This is a genomic window from Mucilaginibacter sp. NFR10 (assembly GCF_900100445.1).
In the GTDB taxonomy this organism is placed as follows: domain Bacteria; phylum Bacteroidota; class Bacteroidia; order Sphingobacteriales; family Sphingobacteriaceae; genus Mucilaginibacter; species Mucilaginibacter rubeus.
Genome location: NZ_FMTV01000012.1, coordinates 1 through 13,890 on the forward strand (window position 1 = coordinate 1; position 13,890 = coordinate 13,890).

Genomic DNA, 13,890 nt, shown 5'->3' on the forward strand with positions numbered 1-13,890 from the left:
TTGTTGCTGGCGCTGTTGCTCCTGTTGTTGACGTTGAGCTTGCTGGTCAGGTTGGCTTTGTGGGCGCTGTTGTTCACCTCTGGCCTGCTGTTGTTGCTGGCGCTGTTGCTCCTGTCTCTGCTGTACTTGTTGCTGCCTTTGGGCTTGCTGTTGCTGTTGGGACTGCGGACGGTTCTGCTGCTCGCTTTTTACCCGTTGATCTTGCTGCCTTTGCTGTAATTGTTGCTGACGCTGGGCTTGTTGTTGCTGCTGGCGTTGGGTTTGATTATTTTGTCTTTGATCAAGCTGTTGTTGCCTTTGTGCTTGTTGCTGTTGCAGGCGTTGCTGAGCCTGTTGCTGACGCTGAGCTTGATTGTCTCCCGGCCTTGCATTTGGCTGATTTGGGCGTGCTCCATTTTCCGGGTTAGGCCGGGCTGCCGGGCCTGGATGGTTAACCTGTACTATTTTGTTATCAGGTCTTTCGTTACGGGCAATTTGACGCAGACGGGCCGCATTATTGGGGTTGATAGTTGCGTTACCGCCGCGTCTGTTGGCGATGCCATCATTAGGGTTTTGCTGCCTGTAAGCGGCAGCGTTTACTACCCTTGCAGGTCGTGCATCGGGTGCTTTTCTTACTTCCGGACGGTAAATATTTACTGTATTATTAACTACCCTGCCGCCGCCGTTTGGCCGGTTAGCGTTGTTAATGTTGTAAACACGTACGTTACGGTTGTTGGTAACCTGCCTGATCTCGTTAATTCTTGGGCCGGCTATATAGGTACGGTTATTATTAACATAGGTGTTGTTAATAATTGTTGTTTGATGAATAATGTTAACTACCCGTGTTTGCGGCACATAATAATTATAGATATTTGGCCTGGTGATGTATGCCTGTGGCGCGCAAACCCAGTAATTGTCGGGCACATTGTAACTATTGCCAAAAGAGATATTGATACTTATACCTGGCTGTAAAGGCGCCCAGCCGTAATAACCGCCGCCGTGCCTCCAGCTTACCCATGCCGGTGCCCATTCATGGCCCGGGATCCATTCCCAGCCATAATAATCATCATAGCGCCAACGCCCATAGTGGAACGGGGCCCAGCCCCATTCATAATCGGATACCCAGGTATTGCCATAGTCGGTTACTACCCAGTGGCCCCGGGTAGCGTATGGCCTGAAATTGTCGCCGGCGTCCGGGATCCAAACGTTACCGTATTGCGGGTCGTTAACCCAGGTACCGTAAGGGTCAAGTTCGTCGTAAAACTCCTGGTCGGATACATAGCCTCCTTCCTGGGCTTTACTCATGTTTGGTGCGGCAAGCATTATTAAAAATGCTATTAAGCTAATACCGCATATTTTATTAATAAATTTCATAATAATGTATGTTTAAGATGGCCTGTCACATTGGTGTTGCTGAATGTATGACAAGCAGAAGTATAAAACGTTTAAAGCAAAAATTGTTTTAACGAGTTAATGCGAACAGAGCCAGTGTAATTATGGGGATAAAATTTTATTGCTATCTTGTGTACCGCGCTTAAAAATTAAATAATTTTGCTTCCTGTTTTATAAACTATAACTATGAGCACAATAACTATTCCACGCCTGGATCTGAATACCTATATAAACGGCAATGCCGATGAACGCGAGCAATTTTCGAACGATATCGGCAAGGCTTTTAACGAAACAGGATTTGTTACCATTACTAATCACGGTCTTAGTAAAGAATTGATAGATAGGCTTTACGACCAGGTTAAAACGCTGTTTGCCCTGCCCGATGCAGTAAAACAGCAATATGAAATCCCGGGCTTAGCAGGCCAGCGCGGGTACACCGGTAAAGGCAAGGAAACGGCAAAAGGTTTTAAAACCCCCGACCTGAAAGAATTTTGGCAAATTGGCCAAACCGTAACTGATGACGAGGTGCTGAAAGCACAGTACCCGGATAATGTAACCGTTAATGAGCTGCCCGAATTTAACCCAACCACCATCGAAGTTTACAAAAAACTGGAAGCAGCAGGTAAACATTTGCTCCGCGCAATTGCCGTTTACCTCGAATTGCCCGAAAACTATTTTGATGATAAAGTTCATAACGGTAATTCAATACTTCGCACCCTGCATTATTTCCCTATAACCGATCCTGATTCGGTGCCCGATGATGCTGTACGTGCCGGAGCCCACGAAGATATTAACCTGATCACCCTGTTAATAGGAGCCAGCGCCGACGGTCTTGAACTGTTAACCCGCGATAATACCTGGTTCCCGGTTAAAGCTTATGGTGAAGACCTGGTAGTTAACGTTGGCGACATGCTGCAGCGTTTAACCAATAACAAGTTAAAATCAACAACCCACCGCGTAGTAAACCCACCGCGTGAGCTGATGAAGTTCTCCCGTTTTTCCGTGCCGTTTTTCCTGCACCCAAAATCGAACATGGATTTGACAAGTCTTGATTCATGCATTGATGAGCAACATCCTAAGCTGTATTCTGATATTACCGCAGGCGAATACCTGGATGAGCGCTTGAGGGAAATTGGTTTGAAGATGTAATGCAAAGACACGTTTATAACAACAAAAGCCCTTTCAATTTTGAGAGGGCTTTTCTATAATATCTTTCCCAATGATACCCGAAGAGAAACCTCACCACCCATTTAACGAAGATTTTTGCATTTACCTTGAATATCATTTATCAAAGACATTCAGAAATTTTGAAGATAATGAAATAAGACGTTTTTGGTGCGATGGGGTGGCAATGCCATTTGTTGATGAGCAATTAATGGCTAAAAGCGTTAATGACATCCGCAAAATTATAACAAAGGCTTGGATTGGTGCAGACGGGCAAGGGGAGTATGAAATGACGATAAATTTCGGCCCGAAAGCGCTTAGCTGGTATGCACGGGGATTGGATCTGAAAGAATGTGTTCCGTCTGAAGAATCTTTGGATTGGATTACGTTTGCAAGAGATGAAAAGAAAATTGAGTTGCGGATTCTATAACTTTATCATGATACGGAAGCGCATGGCATCTTCATAACAACAAAGCCCTCTCCAAACAGAAAGGGCTTTCACATTTTATATAGGTAGATGATATAAATTTACTTAACAAATACTGCTTTTCCTTCAACACTTTCCCCGGCAGCTTGTCTTCTTTTATATAATACAAAGAGTGCGGTTGCTAATACCCCGATAATTCCCTCAATACAAACAGCCCTGCGTGGCCCAAGCTCATTGGCTAACCAACCGGCCATCAAACTTCCCACCGGGATCATGCCCTGGTAAGCCATTACATAATAGCTGATAGCCCTTGCCCGCATAGCCGGGATAGCATGGGTTTGGATATAGGTGTTGATGGCCGATGTTTGCGCCATCATACCAACCCCGGTAAATACCATAAATATTAAAGCAAAAGGGAGTTTGCCTGCATAGGCCACCATCAGCACGCTTGTACCAAAAATAAGACTTGCTATCGACATGATCTTTACCAGGTTTTTATTACTCTTCAGGTTAGCCAGATATACAGCACTAATTACTGAGCCTAAACCAGCTGCGCTCTCAAACCAGCTGAAGGTTTTTGCATCGCCATTAAAAAGATCTTTGGCGAAGATTGGCATCAGTGTATTAAATGGTATCACAAACAGGCTGCTTGCAGTAAGCATCAGGATCATGCTGCTCAGGTCGCTGTCACCGGATACGTATCTGAAACCTTCCTGTAATTCTGTCCAGATACTTTTTTCTGAACGGACAGGCACTATGGTGTTTAGCTTCATCATAAATAAACAGGTGAGCACAGGGATATAGCTCAAAAAGTTGCCAAAGAAACAAACATCCTCACCAAAAGCACTTAGTACGATGCCTGCAATGGCGGGGCCCGCGATGCGTGCCAGGTTGGTCATGGTTGAGTTTAAGGCGATGGCATTAGGCAAATCGGCCTTGTCATCAACCATATCAACCATTAGTGATTGACGGCAGGTAACGTCAAAGGCGTTTACAATGCCCTGCAACAGGCTGAGGCCAATAATAGCGGGAATATTATAGATTTTGAAAAAGATCATGAACGCAAAAGCACCGGCTTGAAGCATGGATACTACCTGGGTAATAACTAAAATGCGGTAACGGTTATGCCTGTCAACAATACTGCCCGCATAGGGTGCCAATATTAATGACGGGATCAGGCTCACAAAACTCACAATCCCTAATAAAAGGGCCGAACCGGTGAGGCGATAAACCAACCAGCTCACTGCTGTTTTTTGCATCCATGTGCCAATGAGGGATATTGACTGACCGTAAAAAAACAGCTTGAAATTACGGTATTTTAAAGAGCGAAACACATTCATTTGTTCAATTCATAACAAAAGCAAATTCAGGGGAGTACTTAATGCAAGACTATTGAATTGTTTTATGTTGCAAATATCGCCCATATCAATACATTTGTAAAATAGATTGTTTTAATAGGATTGATAGATAAAAACGATTGATTATGGAATTGCGTCAATTGCAATACTTTGTTAAAGCTGCCGAAACCATGAACTTCACTGAGGCAGCAGCTGCTGTGTTTATAACACAAAGCACGTTATCACAGCAAATCAAACAACTGGAAGAGGAACTGGGCATGCTGCTGTTCGACAGGATTGGCAAGCACGTACGGATCACTGAGGCCGGTCATGTATTTTTAACTCATGCCCGCAAAATCCTTAACGATGTGCAGCGGAGCAAGCAGGCCATCAGCGAATTGCAGAACGCCACCATTGGCGAGTTGAACCTTGGCGTTTCATATGCATTTACTTCTTTGTTATTACCCGCGTTGGCACCATTCAGTACAAAATACCCCGGTATCAAAATCTTTATCACCTATGGCAGCCCGGAAGAATTAGAAAAGAAACTACGCCTGGCCGAACTGGATATGATCCTCGCTTTCCACAATGAAAGCGACGACGAAGACCTGGAAATGCAGGAATTGTTTAGCTCGAGCGTGGTCATGGTGGTATCTAAAAATAATCCGCTGGCCCAACTCAAAAAAGTAAGTTTGGAAGAATTGGCTAAGCTTGACCTCATCCTGCCGGGAAAAGGCTTCAGTTCGCGCGATTTTATCAATGATCTGTTTAACCGTAAAAAGATAGTGCCCAATATAAAAATCGAGCTCAATGATGTGCATTCATTATTAGCCTTGGTTGAGAACGGCCATTGGGCAACTATCCTGAATGAAAAAGCTATCATAGGCTGGAATAAAGTTATCGCCATCCCCATCGAATCAAAAGATATCAAAAGGCAATCATACATATTATGGCAAAAAGGTGTTTACCGTAAAAGGGCAGCTATTTTATTTATTGAGGAATTGATGAAGGTGATGGAGAGTGAGTAGTGAATATTTACGCATGATATATCTTTAACGGGCTATAAGCGATATAATAATCTGTTTATATTTGAGTTATAATCCGATATAAACCTTATCTATGAGCCTTAAATCAATTTTTTACCAGATATTACTATCTGTAATATGTGTTCAGCTCTTTGCCGCGTTTCGGCCTGATCAGCACAAATCAATTCATAGTCAAGCAACGGAAAACGGCTCTAAAGCAACGATTGTATTCCGGCTTAAAGCCCATGAGCAGTTCAGGCTCGAGTATATGAACGCTTTTTTGGAAGCAAAGCAACTCAAATTTATCAATCCCGGGGAAAAGGATACTGTAATTATACGTAATGTAACAACAGATATTCCTGTTGCCTTAACAATGACTTTTTTTGAGTTTGGAAAAGATAAAAGCACGAAAGAAAGAAAGTTTTCAGTACTTGCATCGCCTGGAGATACATTGAATTTATCATTAACAAGCCAGGGATTTCTGAATACAGAAAGATTAAAAAAAGGAATTGTATTATCCAACGATTCTATTTCATATTATACCAACTATACTACTGCGCCCGGCGGCAAAGCAGTATCCTCCAAGAATGAACTTTGGAAATCTTTTTATACAGAATTTAATAGAAAATTTCGAGAAGAAACGGATAGGATCAATGGCCTTTTGGCTAATTTTCAAATAGATTCATCAGCATTTGAGCAACTGACAATCAACTGTAAACTTCATTATTACAAACGGTTGTTTAATTGGCTTTATGAGGGTAATGGCCAATACTTTGAGCCTGCTTTACCTGTACTTTCAAAGTTGAGTGAGGATATCGAGCATGTTTTAAATAGCCCACACCTATTTTTGGCCGAAGATTTATTGAGTGTGATTGACGGCTACGTCAGGCTCAAAATCATTAACAAAGGTGAGGACTATGTTAATGGCATTACTATATATAAAGAAGCATCGGCAGCTAATTTGGGCAGGTTTAAAGCCAGCTATCTTATTATTTGTTTAACTCATTCGCCGGTAAAAAAAGGAGCTGAATTTGGCGAAATAATAAAGGACTACAGGAGAAAGATGGTTAATACAGCCTATTTGATACATCTCGATAGCATTATGAGTAACATTGTGGATGGCAAGCTGATTATAGCAAATGATATGTTAGTTGATTTAAAAGGAAAAAAAACATCATTGAATCATCTGCTTAAATCGAAGAAACAGTTTTACATATTGGATTTTTGGGCAAGTTGGTGTTCGCCCTGCAGGGCTCAATTGCCTGTGATGGATAGTTTAAGATCTGCATTGAGAAAAAATGCTGTTGAGGTAATTTCGATTAATCTCGATCAAAAAGAAGCATCCTGGAAAACCGCATCCCTGGCCGAAAAAAAACATCTTGGAATAAACAATTATCACCTTGGTGCGGCAACTAAATCAGCTATTGTGCGCCAGTTAAATATATCATCTATTCCGCGATATGTGATTTTGGATAACTTAAAAATAATATCGTCAAACTTTTATCAACCCACAGAGCCCGGTTTTATTGATGAGTTGAAAAACTTAATAATGGGAAGTAGATAATATGATTATTGAAAATGTGCAGAAAAATTTTCAATCACTTTTCTTGGTAAAAAATACCCCAAGTACACCGCCCAGTATCGCCTCAAAATAAGGCAATATCTTGCTGGTTTGTTCAAAGGAATCTTTGGCATATTGCTGACCGTGCTGAAATTGATCTTTAGGGATCATAACCAAAACCACCAGGAGGAAACCTATATAAAAAATGCTTACCAACAATGATAGCCTGTAAAAGAAAATATCTATTTGTGCATTGTCGTATTTGTTTTCCTGACTATAAGCCACTATAAAACCTGTTGTAATGAGAGTGAGGTAGGGGACAAGATGCTGTAATAACCATGATGCAATATCTGTAATGGTCTCTTTACCGGTCATCTGCCATAAAATTACGTAAATCAAAAGCAATGCGGATGAACAAAACCAAACTGTTGTTAGCTTTTTCTGGGCTTTATATTTAATGATCGAGGCCATAATCAGGGTTGTAAGCTTTCGGCTATATGTGATTTTTGGAGATGGGTTTGAGCATTGAACCGGGGTGATAACAAAGGTGACAAATGCGTGTTGGCCTCCTCCGATTTAAATTCATAAACAATTACAGTGCAATTATATCCCGGCTTAAAAGGTTTCTTTTTAATGGCATCCGGTAAAACATTGGCTGCCATACGGATCCATTCCAGTGCATTGCCTGCGGTTACAGGTGTGCTGGTTGCGTTAAATGGCACATCCGTTACCAAAAAAGCGAAAACCCTGAAATATCCTTTACGGGGAGCAAAAAAATCTAACAGGCTCATACTTTGGTACCGCCCTTCAGAAAAACGGTCACTGCCGCTAACGGAAGTAGCATCGTCATTAATTTCTTCTACTTTGGTAACTACTACAAAGCCATCAGGAATAGCGTAGTACCCAACGTCACCATAATTGCAATTTGATGAAGTAATGGCTCTATAGATAATGTTGCTTGCATCGCCTAATAACTGGCAGCTGCTAAAAATCGCATCGTCAAGTACCGCATAAGTATAACCTGAGGGCGGAGGAAAAGGGAAAGACTTAATAGGGGCAACTGCTTTGTCAAAAGCCACCATCAGGGTATCCTGCGATAACGCCTGGAAATTTTGTTTTTGATCGGTAGTGAGCAGTTGACTGGCTTTTTGCCGGGTTTCAGTCTGTAATATCATTAAACTACGTTCAGATACAACAGGCGACACCCGTCTTAGGTCGTTTGCTTTTATTTTATAAGCTCTTAATAATGAATCAAGCCTTCTTTGCTGTTCTGTTGAAAACGCATAACGGGTGGGCATACGGCGCATAATAACCTGAGGAGTAGATTGCGGCCTGGGGCGGCTGATTATTTGTGCAAAGGCCAGGTTGCTCATGATACATAAATACCAAAGCAATGCACTTTTAAAGAGGTTCATACCAATTACTTTAAGGTTAAACTATTTGATAGAAACTAATGGTGCCGTTGTAACATATAAGGCAAAAGCTTTATTCAAAAGGCTGCCTGTAGCATACGGTCCAAATATAAACGGTGGTATTTTAAATAACGTAAGTAGTTTTACTCAATATGGTAAATGTGAGCGCGTAATTTTACCTGAATCAGGCGGTTGATGGTCAGTGCATTAAGGGGACTGATTACTTCTTCATTTCTTCCTTTACCGCCCTCAAAAACTCATTAGGATGTTTGGAGCCGATGATATAAAGCAGGCCATCGCGATCTGTAAGGTGGATAGCTTCGTTGCCTGATGTGAAAAAGCGGATGGTACCTTTGGTGTGCAGGTTATAAACCGGGTTGTTGAAAAGATAGCGGCTATAGGTACCTTTTTCAGCCTTGACAATGCTGTTCAAATCTATTTTTACCAGTTTGGTTGTCCATAAGCCATCGAGCATAACGCTTTTGTTTTCTACACGGGTGCGAAAATGCAGCAGGAACCCCATAATAATGGAAATAATGATGATGGCAAAACCTACAACAACCAGTAAATCGCCGTTTCGTTCACGTTCGTCGGTAAAAAAGTAGGCAGCAAAACAAAACATGGCTAAAACCAGGCGTATGGTTAGCGGTATAAATTCCCGGCCAAGGTATTGTTTTTCGGTAAAAACGGATTTATCGCTCATGTTAGTTTAAACAGTTCGAAGATAGTAACTTTTTTAGTGTTATCACTCACTTTATACCTTTCATCGGGGCGATAGCCGCCAACCCACATAATTTCGCCATTGCCATTTACCAGGATTGGGATTTCTTCCTTTTGGTGCAGCGGCACTTTTTGATTAATAAAAAAGTCGCTCAGCTTTTTTTTGCCCTTCATCCCCAAAGGGAAAAAATGATCGCCCTCGTGCCAGGTACGCATTTTTAACGGATAAACTAACTTATCAGCATCAATGGATACTGCCAACGGATTATCTTTTATAATCAGCGGACTATCATCATGCAGCAGGTTAAGCTTATAAACGCCAAAATTTGCTTCATGGTCTGTGGCATTGATAATAACTTCGGACAGGTGGGTCGCTGTTTTTTGTTTGAGAATGATGTTTTCCCTGTCAAGCAATAAGGTATGTGTTCCGGACTCAAATACCCGGCCCGGATGTTTATCAAGTGAGGCAATGAGATCGTCGATGGTAGTTTCATTAAAACCGTATTCATCCAGCAGTTTAAAAAGAAGCAGCCGTTTGGGGTTTAGGTTTTTTACTTTCGTAATGGGCAGGTATGTAAGGTCATTATGTATCTGCGGCAACGCTTGCCTTAATTCATCAAGCTTAAGTTCAAGCAATAGTTCCAGGTCACGGAAATGGAGCAGGTTGTTTTCAAATGTTTTTTCCAGCGATGGGTTCAGTTCCTTCAGCTTAGGTACTACTTCAAGCCTGATCTTATTGCGGGCATATTTTGCCGAGGCATTGGAACTGTCTTCAACAAAAGCTAAACCTTCGGCACTAACAATTGTCTGTATCTCCGTGCGGTTAAGAAAAAGCAGAGGCCGTACCAACCTGCCGTTTTTGGGCAAAATGCCGTGCAGGCCGGCAATTCCGGTACCGCGTGTAAGGTTTAACAATATTGTTTCGATAGTATCGTTTTGGTGGTGAGCAAGCGCAACAACCTCATAACCTGATTGCTGACCGATGGTTTCAAACCACTGATAACGCAAATCGCGGGCTGCCATTTGTATGGATACCCTGTTGTCTGCGGCGTATTGCTCTGTATCAAAATTAACAGTATGAAAAGGTACACCAAGAGCTGTGGCGAGGTCACGGCAAAAGGCCTGATCGCGCAGGGCTTCATTACCACGCAGTTGAAAGTTACAATGGGCAATACCAAAATCATAACCCGCGGCTTTAAGCAGGTGTACCATTAAAACCGAATCGATGCCGCCGCTTACAGCTGCCAGTATTTTGGCAGCAGGCGTAAATAAGCTGTTTTGCTCAATAAAATTAACAAACTGATTAACTGGCAGCATTCATCAAAATTATTAATTTAATAACCCCAACAAAAAACTAATTTTGCCATTGTGAGGAAATACGTTTTATGCTTTTTGTTTTTGGCGATGGCAACTACAGCCATGGCTCAAAAAAAATCAATTGTAAACCTGATACAATCTGAACGAAGCACCGGCGGAAAAACGGCTAGCGGCAAACAGCTGATTAAGGTATATAAAGGTGTGTTTAAGCAGGATTACTCTATCCTCCGGTCGGATAGTGCTTACTTTTATCCCAGCGATAATGCTTTTGATGCTTTTGGTAATGTAAACATAAACCAGGGCGATACGCTGAACATATTTTCGGATAAACTGAACTATAACGGCAATACCAAAACGGCCATCCTTACCGATAATGTTAAAATGGTTGACCGTGATGCCACACTAACCACTAATTATCTTACCTATAATACAGCCAGCCGCATAGGCACTTATACAGGCGGCGGAAAGTTGGTGAATAAGGACAATGTGCTTACCAGTAAAAACGGTTACTATTTTGCTTTTAGCCGCGACTCATATTTCAGGTACGATGTGGTGCTCACCACACCCGATGCTTTGATAAAAAACGATACCCTTAAGTATAACACGGGTACGCGTATTGCCTATTTTTTCGGCCCAACCAATATTTACGGCACCAAGGATAAAGATACCCTGTATACCGAGAACGGTTTGTATAACACCGTTACCGAGCAGGCGTATTTTGGTAAAAAAAACTCATACAGACAGGGTACCAAATCATTAAAAGGTGACAGCCTTTTTTACGATAAGCTGAAAGGCTATGGCCGCGCGGTAAAAAACATCACCTTCGAAGACAAGGAACAAAAAGTAACCATTAAAGGCGACCTGGGTACTTATTACAGGGCCGAAGAAAAAACTGTTGTTACCGAAAATGCTTATGTGGTACTGATCTCCGAGCAAAAGGACACCAGTAAAACCGATACCACGGCAAAGCAATTACCCGCTGCAAATAAGAATGCCAAAGCGGCGGCCAAAAAAGTAACTGACCTTACTAAAATTGCTAATGCTATAAAACCTGATAGCAACCGCAAAGCCCCGGCCAATACTATTCCCGTTAAACAACCTTTTGCCATAGGTAAAAAGGATAGTGCCAATGTTGATATGGCGACTACGCTGGTACAGGGTGCTTTAAAAAATAATAAAGATGCTAATGCCGATGCTTTGATAAAAGCGGCAACACAGGCCAAAAAAGGGAACGAAAAGCTGATCGATTCGGCACTGAAGGCGGTGGCCCCAGCATTAAAAAACAATAAAGATAAAGCGAATATAAAAAACATAGGCAGCCTGGCCGGGGTGGCCGATGCTATTAAGCCTGGGGTTGCTAAAGTAGCAGGAAAGCTTATCCCCGTAAAAACAACTGTGGCGCCGAAGGATACCAGCCACATCAAACGCGATTCGATATATATGACTGCTGATACCATTGAAACGCAGATCATGACCTATAAAAACCAGAAAATTTACCAGGAACGCCAGCGTACTTTACGCGATACTACGTTGAAACAGCGTAAACTGGCGGCTGATAAAAAATCGTCAAAGTTCCTCACTGCTTATTATATAAAGGTGCCTAAAGATACAAGTTATTTTCACCGCGATTTTTTTGGAAAGCCTAAACCGGTAAATGATTCATTACAAAGGAAAAAGGACGCGCTCGCTGTCGCTAAAAAAGCAAAGCAGGATAGTATATACCGTGAACAAATGCAACGCGACCCGGTTTTTAAACAATACCCGGTTAATTTGAAAGATACGGCACGTGTGCGGATGCTTATTGGCCATCACCACGTTAAGATCTTTAAATCAGATCTGCAGGCTAAATCCGATTCGGTATTTTATAGCAACAGCGATTCTACCATGCGCATGTATGTAAACCCGATTATCTGGACACAGGGTTCGCAGTTGAGCGGTGATACCGTATATATGCAAATGCGCCATAAAAAGCTGGATAATATTGAACTTTTTCCCTCGGCATTTATCGTAAATATTGAAAAGGATGACTCAACGCATTTTAACCAGGTGTCGGGAAAAAAGATGCGGGGATATTTTAAGGATGACAAGCTTGACCAGATGTATACGTTTGGCAATGCCGAAACCATATATTTTCAACGCGACAGCGGCAAGGTTTCGGGCATGCAGCGTTCATTAAGCAGCCGCATCCGTACTGTTTTTAAAAAGAACCAGGCTACGGATATTTACTTTTTAACCAAGCCCGAAAACAGGTATATCCCTATTGACAAAGTAAAGGAAGACGATAAGATATTGAAAGGCTTTTTATGGAAACCTAAAGAGCGTCCAGCATCAAAAGAAGATATCATTAAAAAGCACGGTAAAAAAGCAGCATCGACCAAATCGCCGGCAAAAAATGCCCCTGCTAAACCCGGAACTGTTAAGCCGGGGCTAAACCTCAAAACTGATAGCCTGAAAGGGCCGGGATTAAAAAATATGCAGGATAGTACTCTAAAAGTTGATACTGGGAAGAATAATACGATAAAATTTAAAAAGGATACTATAATCAGAAATTTTGCACCAAAACTGCCTGGAAATGGGCAGAAAAAGGACAGTATTGTTAACAAAACGCCATCTGTTAAGAAAAACTGACCCAAAATGAAAAAAAAGTAACATTTTTTATCAAAAAAATTAGTCTACTAATTCTATAGTGCTTATATTTGACTAATTGTTATTATCGTTCTAACCAATTAGTTCTTTATGATAAATAATGAGGTCAGTCAACTTAAATTTAAAAAAGAGACAGCCGGCGGGCTATCTCTTTTTTTCTGCCTCATTTTAAAGCATGTTTAAACAACTGTTTTATTTTTCAATAAAGTAAACATCATCAATCGTGGTATGTTATCTCAATAAACAAACTGCCATGATCGATCAAAAAGATACCACACCGGCCGCGAAAGATGGGAAGTACGAATTCCTGATCAACTACTCAGAACGTGAGCTTACCTGCCGTGTTGAAAAAGAGCAAAATAAGCTGCATGTTTTTATTGATAACAACATCAATGCCGAACTCGAGTTACAGCCCGACGGCAGCCTTACCCAGGCCAGCGGCAACGCCCTGCCCGAATCAACCATCGAGTTTATTAAAAAACACATTATGGAGGGGTAGGAGAATAAAACTGTTGCTAAACTTGGAGATGGTATTTATAAAGGCTCTCGTTAAATTCCCGTAACATATTTGAAACCGCTTCTGTCAGCAGGTAAGCTTCGGGCGAAAGCGGGCAGAACAATGGTGGCCAAGAGCGCAGGAAAGGGCATAGCAAGTTTTTGCAGAAGCGGGAGCCGGTGAAGTCAGGGCAAAATAATTGCGGCCCGTGGTTCTGCCCGGTTTGCAGGGCAAGGCCTTGCGCGCAAAGAAGCCTATCTGCTGACTTGATTTATTCGCGAAGTATTTTGTTTTATAGGTGCTCATGAGCTCACTTGGCTCGGTTTTGATTCTTTTTATCAAGAAAAAGAACAAAGCCAATCCGCGGCGATTGAGCGGGCCAATGTAACTTGGATACCGCAGCAGCCCTTACAT

12 protein-coding genes are annotated in these 13,890 nt (G+C 41.9%); 6 read left to right on the plus strand and 6 right to left on the minus strand.

The genetic code is table 11. The features are described 5' to 3' along the window. Window positions 1–1,353: DUF6600 domain-containing protein (locus BLP33_RS25320; RefSeq protein WP_090534463.1), on the minus strand; the 1,353-nt coding region annotated here is incomplete at its 3' end. A 204-nt stretch (window positions 1,354–1,557) separates the two neighbouring features. Here BLP33_RS25320 and BLP33_RS25325 point away from each other — a divergent pair. Together BLP33_RS25325 and BLP33_RS25330 are read left to right on the plus strand one after the other, a co-directional pair. Then, window positions 1,558–2,520, plus strand: coding sequence for an isopenicillin N synthase family dioxygenase (locus tag BLP33_RS25325; protein WP_090534465.1), 963 nt, complete (start codon window positions 1,558–1,560; stop codon window positions 2,518–2,520). Window positions 2,521–2,590: 70 nt separating this feature from the next. Beyond that, complete coding sequence (locus BLP33_RS25330) at window positions 2,591–2,965, plus strand: hypothetical protein (RefSeq protein ID WP_090534467.1); 375 nt, start codon at window positions 2,591–2,593, stop codon at window positions 2,963–2,965. A 98-nt stretch (window positions 2,966–3,063) separates the two neighbouring features. Here the strand turns inward: BLP33_RS25330 and BLP33_RS25335 are convergent, their stop codons facing one another. Continuing rightward, the gene (locus BLP33_RS25335) at window positions 3,064–4,302 is read right to left on the minus strand and encodes an MFS transporter (RefSeq protein ID WP_175490116.1); all 1,239 of its coding nucleotides are present in this window, start codon (window positions 4,300–4,302) and stop codon (window positions 3,064–3,066) included. A 143-nt stretch (window positions 4,303–4,445) separates the two neighbouring features. On the opposite strand from BLP33_RS25335, the gene BLP33_RS25340 reads away from it, so the two are divergent. Both BLP33_RS25340 and BLP33_RS25345 read left to right on the plus strand, forming a co-directional pair. After that, window positions 4,446–5,327, plus strand: coding sequence for a LysR substrate-binding domain-containing protein (locus BLP33_RS25340; protein WP_090534469.1), 882 nt, complete (start codon window positions 4,446–4,448; stop codon window positions 5,325–5,327). A 91-nt stretch (window positions 5,328–5,418) separates the two neighbouring features. Next, entirely contained in the window at window positions 5,419–6,888 is a 1,470-nt protein-coding gene (locus tag BLP33_RS25345; protein ID WP_090534470.1) for a TlpA family protein disulfide reductase, read from the plus strand. Between the two features lie 30 nt (window positions 6,889–6,918). Here the strand turns inward: BLP33_RS25345 and BLP33_RS25350 are convergent, their stop codons facing one another. The 4 genes from BLP33_RS25350 to tilS all read right to left on the minus strand — a co-directional run bounded on the left by BLP33_RS25350 (window position 6,919) and on the right by tilS (window position 10,334). Next, a complete protein-coding gene (locus BLP33_RS25350; protein ID WP_090534471.1) occupies window positions 6,919–7,356 on the minus strand; it encodes a hypothetical protein in 438 nt (145 codons plus the stop codon). A 2-nt stretch (window positions 7,357–7,358) separates the two neighbouring features. Then, a complete protein-coding gene (locus tag BLP33_RS25355) occupies window positions 7,359–8,300 on the minus strand; it encodes a hypothetical protein (protein WP_139160073.1) in 942 nt (313 codons plus the stop codon). A gap of 217 nt (window positions 8,301–8,517) precedes the next feature. Next, entirely contained in the window at window positions 8,518–9,000 is a 483-nt protein-coding gene (locus BLP33_RS25365) for a hypothetical protein (protein WP_090534476.1), read from the minus strand. Beyond that, window positions 8,997–10,334 carry a tRNA lysidine(34) synthetase TilS gene (gene tilS, locus BLP33_RS25370; RefSeq protein ID WP_090534478.1) on the minus strand — a complete coding sequence of 446 codons (1,338 nt, stop codon included), beginning with the start codon at window positions 10,332–10,334 and terminating at the stop codon, window positions 8,997–8,999. Before tilS ends, BLP33_RS25365 begins: the two co-directional genes overlap by 4 nt. A 51-nt stretch (window positions 10,335–10,385) precedes the next feature. Here tilS and BLP33_RS25375 point away from each other — a divergent pair, with 51 nt between their 5' ends. Together BLP33_RS25375 and BLP33_RS25380 are read left to right on the plus strand one after the other, a co-directional pair. Further along, window positions 10,386–12,962, plus strand: coding sequence for an OstA-like protein (locus tag BLP33_RS25375; RefSeq protein ID WP_139160074.1), 2,577 nt, complete (start codon window positions 10,386–10,388; stop codon window positions 12,960–12,962). 271 nt (window positions 12,963–13,233) lie between these two features. Next, the gene (locus BLP33_RS25380) at window positions 13,234–13,479 is read left to right on the plus strand and encodes a hypothetical protein (RefSeq protein WP_091216455.1); all 246 of its coding nucleotides are present in this window, start codon (window positions 13,234–13,236) and stop codon (window positions 13,477–13,479) included. Window positions 13,480–13,890: the final 411 nt, after the last annotated feature.